The organism is Flavobacteriales bacterium (genome assembly GCA_021296215.1).
In the GTDB taxonomy this organism is placed as follows: Bacteria; Bacteroidota; Bacteroidia; order Flavobacteriales; family ECT2AJA-044; genus ECT2AJA-044.
Window position 1 is genome coordinate 36,506 of sequence record JAGWBA010000006.1, and the last position, 18,632, is coordinate 55,137.

An 18,632-nucleotide genomic window follows, 5' to 3' on the forward strand; every position below is an offset into this window, starting at 1 on the left:
TTTACGAAGTTTGATACCCGCGCATGATACCGCGTTTGGAGTTGCGGCAGAACGAAATAATTTCATCGCGTTCGTCAGATACCGGAAACTCCGCCTCAAGCAAATCGATCGCTTGTGTGGTATTCATGCCAGACTGATAGATCGCCCGATAGATGTTCTGGATCTCTTTGATCTTATCCGGATCGAATCCTCGGCGACGCAAACCAATGGAATTGATTCCTACGAACTGAACCGGTTCACGTCCCGCCTTGGTATAGGGAGGAACATCTTTACGTACCAATGCTCCACCACCGATCATACAGTGGGTGCCAACCTTTGTGAACTGGTGCATGGCCGCGAGTCCTCCCAAAATAGCATACTCACCAACCTCGCAATGACCACCAACCGCGACGTTATTCACGAGAATGGCGTTTTTACCCATATAGCAATCGTGTGCCACGTGGCTTCCGACCATCAGGAAAGCTCCTTCATCGACTGTGGTACGCCCGGTGGCATTGGTACCGCGGTGAACGGTCACGTGTTCGCGAAGAACTACGTTGTCTTTTATGATACACTCCGTCATTTCGTCCGGATCGAACTTGATGTCCTGCGGAGGCGCTGAAACCACGGTTCCCGGAAAAATGCGAACGTTCTTTCCGATTCGAGCACCTTCCATGATAGTAACGCCCGATCCGATCCAGCTTCCCTTCTCGATCACCACATTTTTGTGGATCGTGGCAAAAGGTTCAACCACGACATTAGAAGCCACCTTGGCTCCCGGATCAACGTATGCTAACGGCTGGTTCATAATTAGTTTCGGTTCTTAACGATCTGGGCCATCATTTCGGCTTCGATCGCAATAGCGTCGCCGACATAGCCCCTTCCAAACATATGGGCGATCCCTCTACGAATGGGGGTGATGAGTTTGAGTTTAAAAACGAGAGTGTCGCCTGGAACGATCTTTTTCTTGAATTTAGCCTGGTCGATCTTCATGAAATACGTGGTGTAATTTTCTGGGTCGGGCACGGTATTCAGTACGAGAATCCCTCCTACTTGAGCCATGGCTTCGATTTGCAACACCCCGGGCATCACGGGTTCTCCGGGAAAGTGCCCTACAAAGAAAGGTTCGTTCATAGTCACGTTCTTGACCCCGATCACGTATTCATCAGTAAGTTCAACGATCTTATCGACCAACAAAAAAGGCGGACGGTGAGGTAGGGTCGCCATGACCTTGTTCACATCGTACAACGGCTCGGCAGAGAAATCAACTACCGGAGCTTTCTTGTCTTGCATTCGGATCTCTGCAGCCAAGAGTTTCGCGAATTCAGTATTGGCGGTATGCCCGGGTCGAGTGGCGATAATACGGCCTTTGATGGGCTTTCCTATCAAGGTCAAATCACCCAAGACGTCCAATAATTTATGACGGGCAGCCTCATTTGGGTGCTCGAGTTCCAGGTTATTCAGGATTCCGGCCTGACTCACGTTGATGTCATCGCGTCCAAAGACCTTTCGCAGTCGTTTAAGATCTTTTTCGGAGATCTGTTCGTCAATATAAATGATCGCGTTATTGAGGTCACCGCCTTTGATTCGCCCCGCGTCGAGTAGCATGTTGAGCTCGTGCAAGAAACTAAAGGTACGCGCTCTACTGAATCCGGACTTGAACTCATCGATCTGCTCCATATGCGCGAACTGATTGCGCAGAATCAAGCTATCGAAGTCAATCATTACGGTAATGGAAAAGTCGTCTGCTGGCATTCCAATGATCTCGACCCCATTCTTTTCATCCGTATACCGAATATTTTCAGTGATCTCGTAGAAGTCGCGAGGAGCTTCTTGATCTTCGATTCCGACCGATTCCAATGCTTCCAAAAACTCCTTGGCGCTACCGTCGCAAATAGGCGGCTCTTCGGAGTTAATGTCGATCAATAGGTTATCAATCTCAAGTCCGGCAATGGCTGCCAACACATGTTCGACCGTTAATACCTGAACGCCTTTTTCCTCAATGGTGGTTCCGCGATGGGTATCAACCACGAAACGGCAGCTTGGGTGAACCAATGGCTTTTCTTCGAGATCCGTTCTACGGAAGACGATGCCGTGATTCTCCTTGGCCGGATTAAAGGTCAATGTAACTTCTTTGCCCGTGTGTAACCCCGCTCCTGAGATCGACACCGGCTTTTTGATGGTATTTTGATTCCCCTTCATGATTTTTTCTTTTGCTCGTTCTCGAGTGCTTCGACCCGATCGACCAATTCCGCTAGTTTTCTGAAGTGAATATAAGATTTACGGAAATCCTTCAAATTGAATGCAGGCGAACCCATGATGATCTGTCCATCTGGCACACTACTCGATATTCCCGACTGTGCCGCCACCTTCACATTATCGCCGATGGTCAAGTGCCCGGCTACGCCTACTTGCCCGCCGATCATACAGTTCTTACCCACTTTCACGGATCCGGCAAAACCACACTGCCCGGCGATCACCGTATTTTCACCGATCACACAATTGTGAGCGATTTGGATCAGGTTGTCGAGTTTAACACCTTTTTGGATCACCGTCGACCCAATGGTAGCACGATCTATGGTCGTATTTGCTCCGATCTCGACATGATCCTCGATGACCACGTTCCCGATCTGGGCAACTTTGTCATACGAGTCTTCTCCGTTCGGAGCAAATCCAAATCCGTCTCCACCAATGGTCACTCCTCCGTGCAAACGGCAGTGGTCTCCGATGATGCAATCGTACTCGATTCGCACTCCGGCGTAAAGGGTGGTTTCTTTACCTATCGTAACGCCTTCTCCAATGTAGCAATGGGGATAGATCTTGGCTCCGTCACCGATCTTGGCATTGCCCGCAATGTAGGTGTCAGAAGCGATATACACACCTTCACCGATCTCGGCCGAATCGTCGATAAAAGCTCCTGATTCAACTCCGACCTTCACCTTTCGTTGGCTGTCGTACCAATTCAAAAGGCGCGCAAAACTTTGATAAGCATCGTCTACCTTGATCATCGTAGCCTGAACCTCCCGTTCGGGTTCAAAATTGCGGTTTACGATGACCACGGAAGACAAAGTGTCGTAGATATACTGAGTGTACTTGGGATTCGCCAGAAAAGTGAGGGACCTTTCGGTTCCTTCTTCGATTTTAGCAAAGCGATCGACCACTGCATTCGCATTGCCTACCGTTTCACCCTCAAGCACTTCGGCTATTTGTTGCGCCGTAAATTCCATTCTGGCAAAATTAGTGTTTTTTAGTTCGGCGATTCGGAATACGGTCGACATGACTTCGGATATATCAAATGGTGCTTGGTAACCTGCCCCTGAAGCGAGCCCCATTGAAGATGATCCGATGCCTCGGTAACGTCTTTCAGACTTCCATCGCGATAAAGTAGTTTTATGGAATCCTTTTTAGGATCGTATAAATTATTGGTGATCGAGTCTACATAAACCATATAATCGGCCTCGATCGGCCGGATGTTATACTTCTCGCAAACTTCCGCTTTAAAGTGTTGAATCACGCGATCCGGGAACGGAGTCGAGGAAAGTTCGATTCTGAACAACCTGCGATCGATCAACGCCGCCGAAAGTCGAGCTAAAATTGGGTCTTCATGTGACTTCCATTCCTTGATGCTCGCCATGATGTCCATATCGTCCAAATCCGTGAACTGCTCCAGCAGATCAAAGTCTTTATAGAATTCCTCTGGTCCGATATCAGATGTCAAGAACACCTTAAATACCTCCGTGGCAAATAAGTTGTGCCCCTGTCGGGTGAGATTCTTGCCTCGACGAAGAATATTCATGAGAATATACTCGGCCACGAGAACGGTTTTATGTAGATAGACCTGCCAATACATCAATCGACGGGCCACGAGAAACTTCTCCACACTGTATACCGCTTTGGCATCGAGCACCAATTGGTCGTTGGCAACGTTCAACATCTTCAGAAGGCGCTCGGTACCTACCTGCCCTTCCGATACCCCGCTATAAAAACTATCGCGCCGCAAATAATCGAGACGATCCATATCGAGTTGACCCGAAATCAGCTGATGAAGAAACTTTTTCGGATACTCATCCTTAAAAATTTCCATGGCCAAGTTGAGTTTTCCAGGAAAGATCTCGTTCAATCTTTCCATGATGGCCAAACTGATTCGCTCGTGCTGGACTCCCGGGACAATACAAGTTTCGAGAGCGTGAGAAAAAGGCCCATGCCCGACATCGTGTAATAAAATCCCAATGTAAACGGCCTCTTCTTCCCTATCCGAAATATCGCAACCTTTAGACCGTAGCACGCTCACGGCCTGTTGCATCAGGTGCATAGCGCCTAAAGCGTGGTGGAATCGAGTATGGTAAGCTCCGGGGTAGACGAGGTAGGTCAGGCCCAGTTGAGTGATCCTTCTCAATCTTTGGAAGTAAGGATGCTCAATAAGATCGAAGGTAAGTTCGTTAGGTATGGTAATGAAGCCGTAGATAGGATCGTTGAGGATCTTTTTTTTATTGACACGCGGCTGAGGCAAAGGAAAAGGCTTTTGCTAATTTTGAACACTTAACGCTAAAGCGAAGATGCAAAAAATACGCATTCTGTGGGCAGACGATGAGATCGACTTGCTCAAACCACACATCATGTTTTTGGAACAAAAGGGCTACGAGGTCGATACCGTGACCAACGGTGACGATGCTCTGGACCAAATTGACGAGTCGAGCTACGACATCGTTTTTCTCGATGAGAATATGCCCGGATTAACGGGACTCGAAACCTTGACGGAGATCAAGGAGAAAGAGGCTAATCTCCCAGTGGTGATGATCACAAAGAGTGAAGAAGAATACATCATGGAGGACGCCATTGGCCAAAAGATCTCAGACTACCTCATTAAACCGGTAAATCCGAATCAAATTCTTTTGAGCATCAAAAGAAATCTCGACGCCAAAAGGTTGGTCAGTGAAAAAACACAGATCAACTACCAACAGGAATTTCGCAAGATCGGAATGGAGCTGATGGATCTCCGCAACCATGAAGATTGGAGCGAGATGTACAAAAAGCTGGTTGGCTGGGAGCTCCGCATGGATGAGCTCGACGAAAGCGGCATGCAGGAAATACTGCAAACGCAAAAGACCGAAGCCAACCACCTGTTCAGTAAATTCATTGAGGACGAATACGAAGGCTGGCTCAACGATGCCAATACAGACCGTCCCGTTCTCAGTCATGAGCTTTTGAGAAAATACCTCATTCCACAGCTGAGCCCGGAGCGCTCGACCTATTTATTCGTGATCGACAACTTGCGCTACGACCAATGGAAGGTGTTGGCACCCATCTTGAGTGAGTACTTCGCCGTAGAAGAAGAACACCTCTATTACTCTATTCTGCCCACGGCCACGCAGTTCGCCCGGAATGCTCTTTTCTCCGGACTCATGCCCAGGGAGATCCACAAACGATACCCCGAATGGTGGGTTCACGATAATGAGGAAGGCGCTAAGAACGGACACGAGGACGACCTTTTGGGCGAGTTGTTAAAGCGCAGTGGAAAAGACTACAAGTTCAGCTATCACAAGGTGCTGAGGCTCGACTACGGAAAAAGGCTCGCATCGAACCTCAAAAATTTACAACAAAACGCCTTGAACGTGATCGTGTACAACTTCGTGGACATGCTTTCGCATGCTAAGACGGACATGGACATGATCAAGGAATTGGCCGATGACGACAAGGCGTATCGATCCCTGACTTTGAGCTGGTTCCGAAATTCGCCCCTTCTGGAAATGTTGCGCGATCTGGCCAATACCGATGCTCGCGTATTCATTACCACCGATCACGGAACCATTAATGTTGGTGAGCCAACCAAGGTAGTTGGTGATCGCGAGGTCAACACGAATTTGAGGTACAAGCAAGGTAAGAACCTATCCTACGAAGGCAAGGACGCGTATGCGGTCAGTGATCCGGAGTGTATTGGGCTGCCAAAGCCGAATGTGAGCACCAAGTATTTGTTCGCCAAGGATGATCTGTTCTTCGCATATCCGAACAACTACAATCACTACGTAAAATACTACCGAAACACCTACCAACACGGTGGCATTTCATTGGAAGAGGTATTGGTTCCATTCGTTGAACTCAGAGCAAAATGAGGTTCGAGGTCCGGGACGAGTCCGAGTTACTGAATGTCGCTGAGAAAATTCTGGACCAGACGCCGTATCCACTCATGGCATTCTACGGCGAAATGGGTGCCGGAAAAACGACCTTGATCAAGGCATTTTGCCTTGTCTTGAACTGCGCAGAAGAAGCCAGTAGCCCTACTTTTAGAATTGTGAACGAGTACCTAAGTGGTAACGGGGAACCGGTATATCATTTTGATTTTTACCGCCTGGACGACGCGGAAGAAGCGTTGGACTTCGGAATTGAAGAGTATTGGGATAGCGGTCATCTATGCCTGATGGAATGGCCGGAGTGCGTGATGGCCTTCCTGCCGCAGGCAGTAACAGTAATTCGGATAGAAGTCGTAAATTCTACACGGATTATTGAAATGGAGACGTAATGGCAGGAAACCAACCCCAATTCCTCAGTTTTTCATCGGAAACGTTGTTGCCGCAGGAGGAGAGGCTCGAGGTCGGGCGCAAGAAGAAGGATCTTTTTATCGGTATTCCGAAGGAGACCGAATACATGGAGCGGCGAATTGCTTTGGCTCCCGATGCCGTGGAGGTATTGGTGCGAAATGGCCATCGGGTTCGCGTGGAGACAGGGGCGGGTGCCGATGCCAGTTTTAGCGATCAGGACTACAGCGATTCGGGGGCCGAGATTTGCTACGAACCGAAGAAGATCTTTGAGGCTCAGACCATCCTGAAGGTACATCCGCCCACTTTAAAGGAGATCGAACTACTACACAGCAAGCAAACGCTCATAAGCGCTTTGCAGCTGAAGATCCAAGACGATCGCTATTTCAAGGCCCTGATGAACAAGCACGTTTCGGCTATTGCCTTTGACTATATGATGGACGATGACGGTATTATGCCAGTGGTGCGCTCCATGAGTGAGATCGCGGGGAATACGGCCATCTTGATCGCGGCGGAGCTTATGAGCAATGCCAACAACGGAAAGGGCTTGATGTTGGGAGGAATCAGCGGTGTGGGTCCGACCGATGTGGTGATCCTCGGCGCCGGTACGGTTGGCGAATTCGCATGCCGTGCCGCCATTGGACTGGGTGCTCAGGTAAAGGTTTTTGATAAAAGTTTGACGCGCTTGCGTCGCCTTCAAAACGACCTTCATCAACGTATCGCCACGAGCGTGGTACAGCCAAAGGTTTTGGAAAAGGCCCTCAAGCGGACCGATGTGGTGATCGGGGCCATTAGGGCCGACGAGGGGCGAACCCCGTGTATCGTTACCGAAGAAATGGTTCAGCAAATGAAGGCCGGTTCGGTCGTGGTCGATGTAAGCATTGACCAAGGCGGTTGTTTCGAGACCTCGGAGATCACTACCCACGAGAAACCAACCTATCGAAAGTACGACGTGATCCACTACGGTGTGCCGAACATTGCGAGTCGTGTGGCTCGCACGGCCAGCCTGAGTTTGAGCAATATATTCATGCCCATTCTCATGAGTGCCGGGGAGCAAGGTGGAATCGACGCCATGCTCCGATTCAATAAAGGATTGCGTCACGGGCTCTACATGTACAATGGGGTTCTCACGAACAAGGGCATTGGCGAATGGTACAAACTTCCTTGGAAGAACCTCGACCTTTTGCTCGCCGCACTGTAAGGGTTCGTACCTTTGCCCGAAATCTACTTTCATTGAAACTTATTCAGCGATTCAAGTACTACGGTGTTGGATTCATTTTGGGTGCCGGACTAGTATACGCCCTTTTTGGGCAGCGGACGGACATCTCGTGTAACTACTTTCCAAATGCTCGGGTCTTGAGCCACCTTCGGCAAGGAACTGTGGAATATTCCGATTCGGCGGCTTGCAAGATCGAATGCATGGAGCTCGATTCAACGGCTATGGCCGGATTCTGGTGGTACGGAGACGTGGACTTTAGAGCCAGTGACCCTCGTCGCGAGCCGTTTGGCCGTTATAGCATAGAACACGCGGACCTTGCAATTCATGTTTTGGTCGAAAATCGAGATTCCATCTCTTTCGTTCTGGATATCACGGGAAACAATGTAAAAGAGTGTGATTGCCCATAAAACTGGCAACGGGACCTTTGTAATTATTAATAATTATTTGGCAACCCAAAGCTGGGTTGCCATTTTTTTTTAGTTTTAAGGAGCCATTAACCAATGCGCCACTCATGACAATTTATCGCTTTTTGCTGTGCATGTTCCTCATGTTCACGGGAGGGCAGGTCTTTGCCCAGTACATGTTAGACGGGAATATATACACCGGTTCGGAGCTTATTAGAACCGGAATCCAATCCTACGACGAAGGAGAATATGAAGAAGCTCTGGAGCTCTTCAACATGATCAATCCCGGAGACTCATCTTACACACGGGCTCGTTATGAGGCCATGCTAACTTACAATGCACTAGAGGATTATGAAACGGCCGTCATGATCGGTATGGAGGAGATCCATAAAGAAAGTGATGAACCCAACATCTATCAACTCACCGGCTCTTGTTTGGATGAACTTGAGCGGTACGATGAAGCACGGGAGATCTTTGAGATCGGCATCAAACGCTATCCTGAAAATGCAATGATTCGGTTGAATTATGCGACGTCGTTCGAAATGACCGATGAATACGAAAAAGCCTTGGAGATCTACCAAGACCTCCTTCGCCGCAATCCCATGTTTGCCTCTGGCCATCGACGTCTGGGTGACCTGTGTACTCGAGAGGGTCGCATTACTCAAGCTATGATTTGTTACACAACGGCCTTGGTATTTGAGTTAGACGCATCGGTGTCTTTCCCCTTGGTGGTGCGCATGGACGAACTTGCACAGATGGCATATGACGAATATGGGACCTCGGATCAAACGTCGGTTGAACCCGAGTACGAAAGGGTCGATCGCCTTCTCGAAAGCCAAGTAGCTCAGAACCGTCAGTATAAATCAGGGGCGAAGACCGTATTCCCGATCACGGAAGCAATACACTTGACCATTAACGAGGTGGCCAAATTGCCCAAGTCGAATGGTTTCTGGGGAGACTATTATCACGATTTCGTCGAACTCATGGCGGCCGAGAAATACAAACTCCTTTCTCTGTTGACCATCAATAGTTCCGGGCTGGAAAGCATTCAAAAGCAGGTCAATAAGAACACGAACAAGCTCGTGGAGCTTCGCACACGGCTTGCCAACGAATTTATTTCGATGCACGAGGTTTATCCCGTAGAAGTTAATGGTGAAATGATCGATATGACTACTAGGTTTGACGGCCAATCGGATTACGTCATTGCTCGAGGTGAATTAGATCGCGATGGTACCATGAACGGATACTGGCAGTACTTTTATAGAGATGGGGCTTTACTGTCTGAATCGCAGTTCATAGATGGCAAACCCGATGGCGATCTAATCTTCTATCGCAAGTATCACGACACCTTAAGGATCCAACATTTTGAGGACCAAGAATTGAATGGTGAATGGAAGGAATTCTACCCGAATGGAGTAATAAGTATATCTTCAATGTACAGGGATGGAAAAAAACACGGCCCTGAGAAAGAGTACTATCCAAACGGTTCTCTGCAAAGCGAAGTGGAAGCTGTTGACGGAACCTATGACGGAGAGGTCACAGAATACTTTGCATTCGGGCAGATCGAGTACATTTATGCGCGTGACATGGGAGTGTTTCAGGGAAAGTTTGAAGAGTTCTATGCCGACAGCTCGCTGTACCTCGAGTTCGATGTCACGGACAATTACATCAACGGCAAAAGACTTCAGTATGCGTATAACGGGCAGCTCGTTGATCAGCAGGTGTACATCGATGGAAAATCCAACGGACCTTTCACTACCTATTACTCGACCGGTGAAAAGCGTTCTGAAGGAAGAGCGGCCGATGATGAATACGAAGGCGTGATCGATAATTTTGATGTCTTTGGAAAATTGATCTCAAAAGAAAGCTATAGCGGCGGTGAGCAAGACGGCGTATCACAATACTTCCGAGGTGACGGCAGCCTGTATTGCAAACAGGAACACAAAGAAGGAGCATTACAAACCCTCGTGTTTTTCGATGAAAACGAAGAAGTCATAAATCGCTATAATACCGGACGACGACAAGTTGAGGTGAGTATTCTCGATGAAAATGGCGAAGTGATTTCCCAGGGATTATTTGAGAACGGAAAAAGAACGGGTACGTGGGAGTTCTTCGAAGATGGTGTCCTAAGCTCGATCGGAAATTACCGGGATGGCGAACTGGAAGGAGAATACATCGAGTACCACTCCAATGGAATGGTCGCTAGTCGGCACTCGAATTCAGAAGGTAGCGCTGAAGGTCCTGGATCGAAATATTACGTTCACGGAGTACTCGCCGATTCTGGATTGTATCGGGGCGGCGACAAACAGGGAGAGTGGAGGTCGTACTACCCCGATGGATCATTGAGCTCCGTGGGCTGGTACGAGGATGGCAAGGTTTACGGGTTCAATGAATCGTATTGGCCCAATGGGAATATTAAAGAAGAGTGGCTCTATGAAGAGGACCGCCTCAATGGATTGATCAGTTACGACACCTTGGGGAGCCCCATTGACACATCGAAATTATCCCATGGCGATGGATTGCTCACTGGATACTACTCGAATGGAAAGCCATCATTGGAATATGAAATAATAAATGGTGGCACGCATGGTAGGAGTGCAACTTACTACCCCAATGAACAAATTCAGCTCAAAGTTGATCAATTAAGCAATTCGAATCACGGAGCATTGACCTTTTACAATCCAATGGGTGAGATCGAGAGTACCGCTGAAAACGTTTTGGGCAGAAGGTCAGGAGAGCGAATCACTTATTACCCTTCTAGAAAAGTCGAAGAAACTGCAACCTATTTAGACAATGTTGTACACGGCCCCACTACTGAATACCACTCCAATGGTCAAGAGTTCAGAACGAGAAACTTCGTTTTAGGAAGACCACATGGTGAAAATACATGGTATGCGCCAACCGGAGAGATCATGTATATAAAGCATTACTACGAAGGCGTATTTGTTGGCTATCAGTACGAAAAGAGTCCTGGGGTATTGAGCGATACAATTTGGATGGAAAACGAATCGGGAAAAGTAGTTTGTTACTATGCCAACAGTCAAGTATCTCTTGAATCGGAGTACAAATTCGGCAGCAACGTGGGAGAGATCAAAGCTTACCATCCCGACGGGTCATTGATGTACAGCAAAAAATGCGATGGATATGGCCTGTGGCAGGGAGTTTCAGAAGATTACTACCCGAACGGAAATATCCGAATGCGCAAAAACTACAAGGACGGTGTCGAGCATGGTCTAATCGAATTCTTTTACGAGAACGGGCAACCCTATATCAAGCGCACTGAATACTATGGTTATACCCACGGCGAAAAAATCTACTACGATATGCAAGGTAATAAGGTGATCACGTTGTACTTTGTAATGAATGAAATCGTCGGATATGAGAATCACTAAGGGAATACTCACCTTCACCTTGTTGACCCCGCTTTTGATTTGGGCGCAAAAGCCGAATGAGCTCATTGAACAGTATTCTACTAAATACCCGGGTCAAGCTCAAGTGGGACTTCAGTTGCACGAAAAGGTGGAGTTTTATTTTGAGGACGACCAGCTAATCGGTAAACACACGGTCAAAGAAACCGACCTACATCTTGAAGCACCCCCTTCTGCCTTGCAAATCAGGAGTTTGTACAGCTCTGGCTTTCGTCAAATGACTGAATGGGACGCTTATGCATTGAATCCAAAGTCGGAATCAAAATACAAAAAGCTTCCCGTGAAAGTATCGAAAGAGTATGACGACAGCGACCGTTCCATTTTTCACGATGACCTTAAGGTAACGCAGCTCGAATTCAATGAATTGACACGCGGGAGTCAAACACACGTAGCCAGTGCATACGCTTTGAACGACATGCACCTGCTTCCTTCCTTCCGAATTAATCCTTTTATGCCCGTTGAGGACATGGTCTTCGAGATCGTTTCCCCAGAGGAAGTCGAGCTTATCATTAACTTGTACGCATTCGATGGGGTTGAGTACAGGGTTGATGAAGACACAAAAGGAAGCAATCGTATTCTCCGATATATTGTAACCGAGGCACCCAGAGTTCAATTCGAATCGAATGGCCCTCCGGTCCGATACTACACCCCTACTATTCATGTACGAGTTGCAGGTTACAGCGATGGGAAAGGCGAACAGCAATTCGTTCTGCGAAACACCGACGATCTTCATAGCTGGTATTGCGGCTTTCTGGCAGAATCGGCTAAAGGTGAAGATCTTGATCGAATCAAGGAATTAGCGGACTCCATCACTGCAGGCATTACCAATCCCAACGAACAGGCCCGTATGATCTTTGAATGGGTACAACAAAATATCCGATATGTGGCCATCGAAGACGGATACAACGGATACATTCCGGACAGAGCAATATCTGTATGCGACCGTAGATTTGGCGATTGCAAAGGCTTGAGCAATTTGCTGGTCGCTCTACTCCGCTCCAAGGATATCACAGCACATCACGTATGGGTTGGCACTAGCGACATCCCTTACTCTTACGAAGAATTCGCCTCCCCAGCGGTCGATAATCATATGATCGCCCAGGTAGAGCTACCCGATACTTCTTACTTCCTCGACGCAACCAGTCCTTACATTCCTTTCGGATACCCTTCGCAATTCACACAAGGGCAGGAGGCTTTCGTTGATCTCGATTGTAAAGACTATCGCATTGAACTTATTCCAACCCCAAAACCCGAACTGAATGCATTAATCGATTCGGTGTGGACTCATATAGAAGGCGGAGTGCTTTCGGGAAAAGGAAAGCTAACCGTTAGAGGTTATCAGCGTGGGCATTTTGAGAACCTTTTGGAAGGAGCCAACGAAAGACGGAAAAGGAAGATCTTTCGCAGCTTACTCGAAAAAGGTTCCAACAAGTTCATGTTGGACACCCTCTATTTTGAGAACTTAGATGACCGCACTAAATCCTTGATCGTCCACTACACCTTCGACCTCCCTAATCACGCTTTACAAATGGACGATGAAACGATCGTGAATATGAGTATCGAAGAGGTATTCAGCAAGGAGGCTCCAGAACCAGATCGCGAAGTAGGTCTGAGCTTTAAGTTTTTGGCTCAATACCGAATGGTACACATTCTAGACATTGAAAAGTGGGAAATCGACTACCTGCCGGAGGCCACGGATTTTACGAACTCGACCGGTCGGTATAAAAGCAACTACTCTGTGGTTGGCAATAAACTCATATACGACCAACAGCTCGATCAATACCAATTGATGGTATCGACCGAAGACCTCAATCAATACACTGATCTGGCCAATACGATTTCTAACAGCCTTAGACAACAAATCATCATCAAACCCAATCCATGAAAAAAGCTACAATACTTGGGATCGCCTTGATTTCCGGTTCGCTCACATTCGCTCAAAAATACCTTGATGAAATTTCGTTTTGGAAGGTACAGCCAAAATACGACGAAATTTACGCTACCATTGATGATCCCGAGGAAGAGCTGGTTATGGTCGATTATGAAATTCAGATCGAGCAGGTCTATGAAGACGATCGATTGAATCAATATCGTCTAGTTCACAAACAGGTTTACGTAAACAGTCTGGATGCTATTGATGCTTATAACAAGATCTTTTTGCCCGTTCGGGACAAGCAGGATTTGATACGATTCAACGCTCGTGTGATATCGCCGGACGGTTCCGTAAAGCGCCTTGGAAAGGCCGATGTACAAAACTCCACGAACGAAGACGAAGAAGAAGTGACCTACTTTGCGCTTGAAGGAGTGGAAATGGCGAGTATCATCGAGTATTACTATTTCCTTCAAACAGCTGTGCAAACGAATATGGTCTACAGCTTTCGAGATGATTACCCCTGTGAACGGTTCTTCTTTGAACATATTTCTCCCGAAAACCTGGTGTATGAGTCCAGCGTTTTTGCAGGTGCCCCGATGCCTGTCCGCGACACCTTGCCCGATGGTGCTTTTTCGCTCTCGAGTGAGCAATTCGATTTAGAAGCACTGCACAATGAAACATCGAGCAACCGAGAGCGACACAACCCCACTTTGATTTTGCAGCTGAACGAGAATCTTTCCACCGGGGCAAAAAACATCTTCTCCTATTCTCAAATCAGTCAGAACGTCTACGCGAACTTCAATAGAGACCTTAAGGGGCGTGTTGAGAAAAAGCTCAGTAAATTCCTGAAAACGATTGATTATGAAAGCGAGCCCACACAGCAAGATCGCATTTGGCTGATCGAAAACGCATTCAAATCGGAGCACACCATTCTAGGCATAAATGACGACCGCCTTGAAGATATCGAGTTCATATTCGACAACGGTGTGGCCAACGACGAAGGAACGGCACTTGTCCTTTACCGACTTTACAAACTCGCCGGCATTCCCGTTGAGCTCCTTATCACCTCGGATCGATTCTTGCTGCCCTTCCAAAAGGATATTGAATCGGCGACATTCCTGCGCGACTTTCTCCTCTACCTCCCCGAAGTGGATGGTTACCTCGATCCGGGAAACAACTTTTCGCGATTTCCGTTGGTCAGCGACTCACACATCTTCAACTACGGCCTCTTTATCATGGAAGTCTCAGCCGGAGACATTACGACCGGTGTAGACCGCATTGAAATGATCAAAGTTCCCGAGGATACGGTGAGTAACCATAAAATGGTCGTGAGTGCCGCAATTCGGTCGGATCGCGCCACCGTGGATGTAAACTCGTATCAAGAATTCACCGGCTACTCTGCGATGGGCCTACAGGGCTCTCTGAAGTTCATGGACGAAGAGGAGCAGGAGGAATTCAGAACCGATCTACTCAGCAACTTCTATCAGGACGCAAAGGAGCCGAATGTCATCTTCCGAAATGGTGGCCCCGAAAACTTCATGAAGAAACCATTCATCATGGAAGCTTCCTTTAACGCCCCTGATCTTCTACAATTGGCCGGAAACAAGATCATTCTGAATGCCGGAGAGCTCATTGGCCCACAGGCCGAAATGTATCAGGAAGAAAAGCGACAATTGCCGATCGAAACCGAGCATTGCCGCATGTACGAGCGCACACTCGAGATCGAAATACCCGAAGGTTACGAGCCCAGCAATCTCGATGATCTCAATATCCATGTGGTGCCAGAAGGCATTAGCGGTGAGCAATTCGGGTTTATTTCGGAGTATCGGCTCAAAGGAAATACCATCATCGTAGACATATACGAGTACTACAAGACCATTGACTGTCCGCTCGATCGGTACGACGAGTACGTGGCCGTGATCAACGCCGCCGCAGATTTCAACAAAGTAGCGCTCGTCTTTGAACCAAAGTGATGCAGGATTTCTGGAATGAGCGGTACGCCGAGGAGGGGTTTCCCTATGGCAAAGAGCCCAACGAGTTTTTGAAGCTTCGTTTGCGCGGCCTCTCGGCCGGAAAGGTTCTTTTCCCCGCCGAGGGTGAAGGCCGTAATGCTGTTTATGCCGCTTCCCTTGGCTGGAACGCTTGGGCCTTCGACTACAGCTCAAGCGGACGAAAAAAGGCAATGTCGCTCGCTTCAGAAAGATCAGTAGATCTCGTCTATGAGAACTTCTCGTACCAGGAGTTGCCCAACGATTGGCGCGATTTCGACCTCATCACGCTCATTTATGCCCACATGCCCGACCCGCTTCGAGAAGAAATTCATCCGAGACTTGCGGACCGATTGGTACCGGAGTCCTGATCATACTGGAAGCCTTCAATCCCGACCAAATCGGTCGGTCGAGCGGAGGCCCACAAAACGAATCGCTCCTCTATACTCCTGAAAAATTGAGCTCCGATTTTTCAGCGCTCACCGAAGAGCTCTGTGAAACGCAGGTCGTGCATCTGGCCGAAGGCCAATATCATAAAGGAGAAGCTGCGGTGATCAGATACATAGGACAAAAAGCGTAATTTGACGGAAATTCCAAGTCATGGCTTTTGACGAACACCTTGCGGAACGAATCAGGCAATCACTTCAGCAGCGATCCACCTCCTACATTGAAAAGAAAATGTTCGGTGGGCTCTGTTTTATGGTCGATGACAAAATGTGCATTGGGGTCGTAAAGAACGAACTGATGGCGCGGGTAACTCCAAATGAAGACAGCATCTGGCTTGGAATGCCGGGCACCCGAATGATGGATTTCACCGGAAAGTCCATGAAGGGCTTTTACTTCGTTTCGCCCGAAGGCGTGGATCAGCAGGAGCACCTCGACCGGTGGGTCGACGCCTGCTTGGATTTTAATCCGATCGCTAAATCCAACAAACAAAGAAGAAATGAGGATCGGAATCGATGCGTACATCGACCGTTGCATATCGATCGACAACGACGAAAGAGCCTACTTCCACTCTATTCTGAAGCCGCGAAAATTCGCGAAGAAAGAGCATTTACTCAAAGCCGGCGAGATCCGCGATTGGGAAGCCTTCGTAGAAAAGGGCTGTCTCCGCGTATACTACCTCGACGAAAATGGTGGAGAGGTCAACCTCATGTTCGCCATTGAAGATTGGTGGGTCAGCGATTTAGCTTCCAAGATCGAGCGGCGTCCGGCCGAGTTCTACATCGAAGCTCTGGATGATACTGAAGTGCTGATGATCAAGGTCGAGGATAAAAATGAGTTGTATCGGAGAATACCCGTATTCGAAAGCCTTTTTCGCCAACTTCTGGAACGCGCCCTGAGCACCCTACAACACCGTTTCGTAACGACCGTTGCCAAACCGGCCGAAGAGCGTTACGAGGAGTTCTTGCGTCGCTATCCAGACATCCCCAACCGCGTGAGCCAAAAACACATCGCTGCCTATTTGGGCATCACGCCTGAGTTCTTGAGCAAGATCCGCCACCGACGTATCCAGTAGCGTTCTTGTTCTATTTCAATGCAGGGCGTCCGTCGACTTCGGAACTTTGCATAGAAACTTAACTCATACGTTATGGATACTGCAACCAAGACCCGATATATATTACATCGCGCCGATTCGCGCGGACACGCCAACCACGGTTGGCTCAATACACACCACGCCTTTATCTTTGCGAACTACTATGATCCCGATCGCATGGGATTCGGCGTGCTTCGCGTACTCAACGACGATGAAGTTCAACCCGGAATGGGCTTTGGAACTCATCCGCACGAGAATATGGAGATCATTTCGATTCCACTCGAAGGGGATTTGCGTCACCGCGACAGCATGGGCACCGATGGCGTCATCAAAGAAGGCGATGTGCAGGTGATGAGCGCCGGAACGGGAATTTAACACAGCGAACTCAACGCCAATCGCGAGAAGGTGGTGAAGTTCCTGCAGATTTGGGTATTCCCCCGAGAGAGCAACGTATTGCCGCTGTACGACCAGATCACACTCGACCCATCGGCCCGCGAGGGCCAATTCCAACAAATTCTGAGTTCGAATGCCGACGACGAAGGAGTATGGATCCACCAAGACGCTTGGTTTCATCTCGGGAAGTTCAACCGAGAACAAGGTGAGCGATATGAGGTTAAAAAACTGGAAACGGTATTTATGCCTTCGTGATCGAAGGTAAAGTGTCGATCGACGGGCATGATTTGGCCCGACGCGATGGGCTCGCGATAGAAGGAGCCCAAGAAATTGCCGTAACTTCGCACACTGATGGTGCGGAAGTGTTACTTATGGAAGTGCCAATGCGATAAACATGGAAGATTTGATGACGAATACTGAAGAGATCAAGAAAGCGAGGACCGAAACAGAAGTGTCGGACCTACTGTGCAAGCGGTGGAGCGGTCGAGCCTATACGGGTGAGCCGTTGACCGATGAGCAAGTTCTGACCTTGATCGAAGCGGCCCATTGGGCGCCGAGCTCCATGAATGAGCAGCCTTGGAAGTACTATTTCGCACTTCAGGGAACGGCAGCATTCAATGAGATGTGGACATTGCTCATGGACGGAAACAAGCCTTGGGTTAAGGAAGCCGGAGCTCTTGTACTCTGTACCTCACGCCGTCATTTCGAGCGCAATGGAATGCCCAATCGCCACTACATGCACGATGCCGGAGCCGCTAATATGCAGTTCACCATTCAGGCTACTGAAATGGGACTCAATGTGCACATGCTCGGTGGATATCACCACACTGATACGGTGAAACGCTTCGGACTCGACGAGCACGAAGAGCCGGTGTGCTTCCTCGCAGTCGGGCCTCGAGGCGATGTAAAACAATTGGAAGAGCCTTTTAAGAGCCGCGAGATCGCGGAACGAAAACGCAAACCCCTAAACCAAATCGCCGTCCGGAAAGAATTCTGATCGTTTAATATATATCACAACGAAAAGGCTCCCGACCGGGAGCCTCTTATAGTTATAGAGGATTAGAAAGAGGTCATAAGAGTTGTTGATATTCGAGACTTTAATGGCCGGTGTACGAACTGATGTGGGGTTTGGTAAGCGATGCTATACCGAAAAAAAGGAACGGCCGTACACGTTTTATAGTTCTCGAAGAATCTGAACGGCACTTAAGGCAGTTAATACTAGCCGGGATAAGACAAAAGGATAGATGCAAGGGAACTAGCCTTCACTAAATACTTTGT

General features: G+C 48.3%; 14 protein-coding genes and 2 pseudogenes. 12 read left to right on the top strand and 4 right to left on the bottom strand.

Translation table 11 applies throughout. The features are described from left to right. Nucleotide 1 precedes the first annotated feature (1 nt). Genes lpxA through J4F31_01890 form a run of 4 tightly spaced genes read right to left on the bottom strand, consistent with a single transcriptional unit; the run spans nt 2 to nt 4,489 of the window. Nucleotides 2–787: an acyl-ACP--UDP-N-acetylglucosamine O-acyltransferase gene (gene lpxA / locus J4F31_01875; GenBank protein MCE2495331.1), complete on the bottom strand. Its 786-nt coding sequence runs from the start codon at nt 785–787 to the stop codon at nt 2–4. A 2-nt stretch (nt 788–789) separates the two neighbouring features. Then, nucleotides 790–2,181 (bottom strand): bifunctional UDP-3-O-[3-hydroxymyristoyl] N-acetylglucosamine deacetylase/3-hydroxyacyl-ACP dehydratase, encoded by a 1,392-nt coding sequence (locus tag J4F31_01880; GenBank protein MCE2495332.1) that lies wholly within the window; start codon nt 2,179–2,181, stop codon nt 790–792. After that, nucleotides 2,178–3,206 carry a UDP-3-O-(3-hydroxymyristoyl)glucosamine N-acyltransferase gene (lpxD, locus tag J4F31_01885; protein MCE2495333.1) on the bottom strand — a complete coding sequence of 343 codons (1,029 nt, stop codon included), beginning with the start codon at nt 3,204–3,206 and terminating at the stop codon, nt 2,178–2,180. Before lpxD ends, J4F31_01880 begins: the two co-directional genes overlap by 4 nt. A 20-nt stretch (nt 3,207–3,226) precedes the next feature. Continuing rightward, nucleotides 3,227–4,489: an HD domain-containing protein gene (locus tag J4F31_01890; GenBank protein MCE2495334.1), complete on the bottom strand. Its 1,263-nt coding sequence runs from the start codon at nt 4,487–4,489 to the stop codon at nt 3,227–3,229. 46 nt (nt 4,490–4,535) lie between these two features. On the opposite strand from J4F31_01890, the gene J4F31_01895 reads away from it, so the two are divergent. The 12 genes and pseudogenes from J4F31_01895 to J4F31_01950 all read left to right on the top strand — a co-directional run bounded on the left by J4F31_01895 (nt 4,536) and on the right by J4F31_01950 (nt 18,351). Then, entirely contained in the window at nt 4,536–6,089 is a 1,554-nt protein-coding gene (locus J4F31_01895; GenBank protein ID MCE2495335.1) for a PglZ domain-containing protein, read from the top strand. Further along, nucleotides 6,086–6,496 carry a tRNA (adenosine(37)-N6)-threonylcarbamoyltransferase complex ATPase subunit type 1 TsaE gene (gene tsaE, locus J4F31_01900; GenBank protein ID MCE2495336.1) on the top strand — a complete coding sequence of 137 codons (411 nt, stop codon included), beginning with the start codon at nt 6,086–6,088 and terminating at the stop codon, nt 6,494–6,496. The genes J4F31_01895 and tsaE overlap by 4 nt, the downstream gene beginning before the upstream one ends. Then, complete coding sequence (locus tag J4F31_01905; protein MCE2495337.1) at nt 6,496–7,713, top strand: alanine dehydrogenase; 1,218 nt, start codon at nt 6,496–6,498, stop codon at nt 7,711–7,713. Before tsaE ends, J4F31_01905 begins: the two co-directional genes overlap by 1 nt. 32 nt (nt 7,714–7,745) lie before the next feature. Further along, nucleotides 7,746–8,138: a hypothetical protein gene (locus J4F31_01910; GenBank protein MCE2495338.1), complete on the top strand. Its 393-nt coding sequence runs from the start codon at nt 7,746–7,748 to the stop codon at nt 8,136–8,138. A gap of 104 nt (nt 8,139–8,242) precedes the next feature. Beyond that, entirely contained in the window at nt 8,243–11,527 is a 3,285-nt protein-coding gene (locus J4F31_01915) for a tetratricopeptide repeat protein (protein MCE2495339.1), read from the top strand. Then, nucleotides 11,514–13,448 (top strand): transglutaminase domain-containing protein, encoded by a 1,935-nt coding sequence (locus tag J4F31_01920; protein ID MCE2495340.1) that lies wholly within the window; start codon nt 11,514–11,516, stop codon nt 13,446–13,448. The genes J4F31_01915 and J4F31_01920 overlap by 14 nt, the downstream gene beginning before the upstream one ends. Beyond that, nucleotides 13,445–15,409, top strand: a complete 1,965-nt coding sequence (locus tag J4F31_01925; protein MCE2495341.1) for a hypothetical protein — start codon at nt 13,445–13,447, stop codon at nt 15,407–15,409. The genes J4F31_01920 and J4F31_01925 overlap by 4 nt, the downstream gene beginning before the upstream one ends. Continuing rightward, nucleotides 15,409–15,795 (top strand): class I SAM-dependent methyltransferase, encoded by a 387-nt coding sequence (locus J4F31_01930; GenBank protein ID MCE2495342.1) that lies wholly within the window; start codon nt 15,409–15,411, stop codon nt 15,793–15,795. The genes J4F31_01925 and J4F31_01930 overlap by 1 nt, the downstream gene beginning before the upstream one ends. 229 nt (nt 15,796–16,024) lie before the next feature. Further along, a pseudogene (locus J4F31_01935) lies at nt 16,025–16,366 on the top strand (TfoX/Sxy family protein). Nucleotide 16,367: 1 nt separating this feature from the next. Next, nucleotides 16,368–16,943 carry a Crp/Fnr family transcriptional regulator gene (locus tag J4F31_01940; protein MCE2495343.1) on the top strand — a complete coding sequence of 192 codons (576 nt, stop codon included), beginning with the start codon at nt 16,368–16,370 and terminating at the stop codon, nt 16,941–16,943. Between the two features lie 72 nt (nt 16,944–17,015). Further along, a pseudogene (locus J4F31_01945) lies at nt 17,016–17,746 on the top strand (pirin family protein). 2 nt (nt 17,747–17,748) lie between these two features. After that, entirely contained in the window at nt 17,749–18,351 is a 603-nt protein-coding gene (locus tag J4F31_01950; protein MCE2495344.1) for a nitroreductase family protein, read from the top strand. The last annotated feature ends 281 nt before the right edge of the window (nt 18,352–18,632 follow it).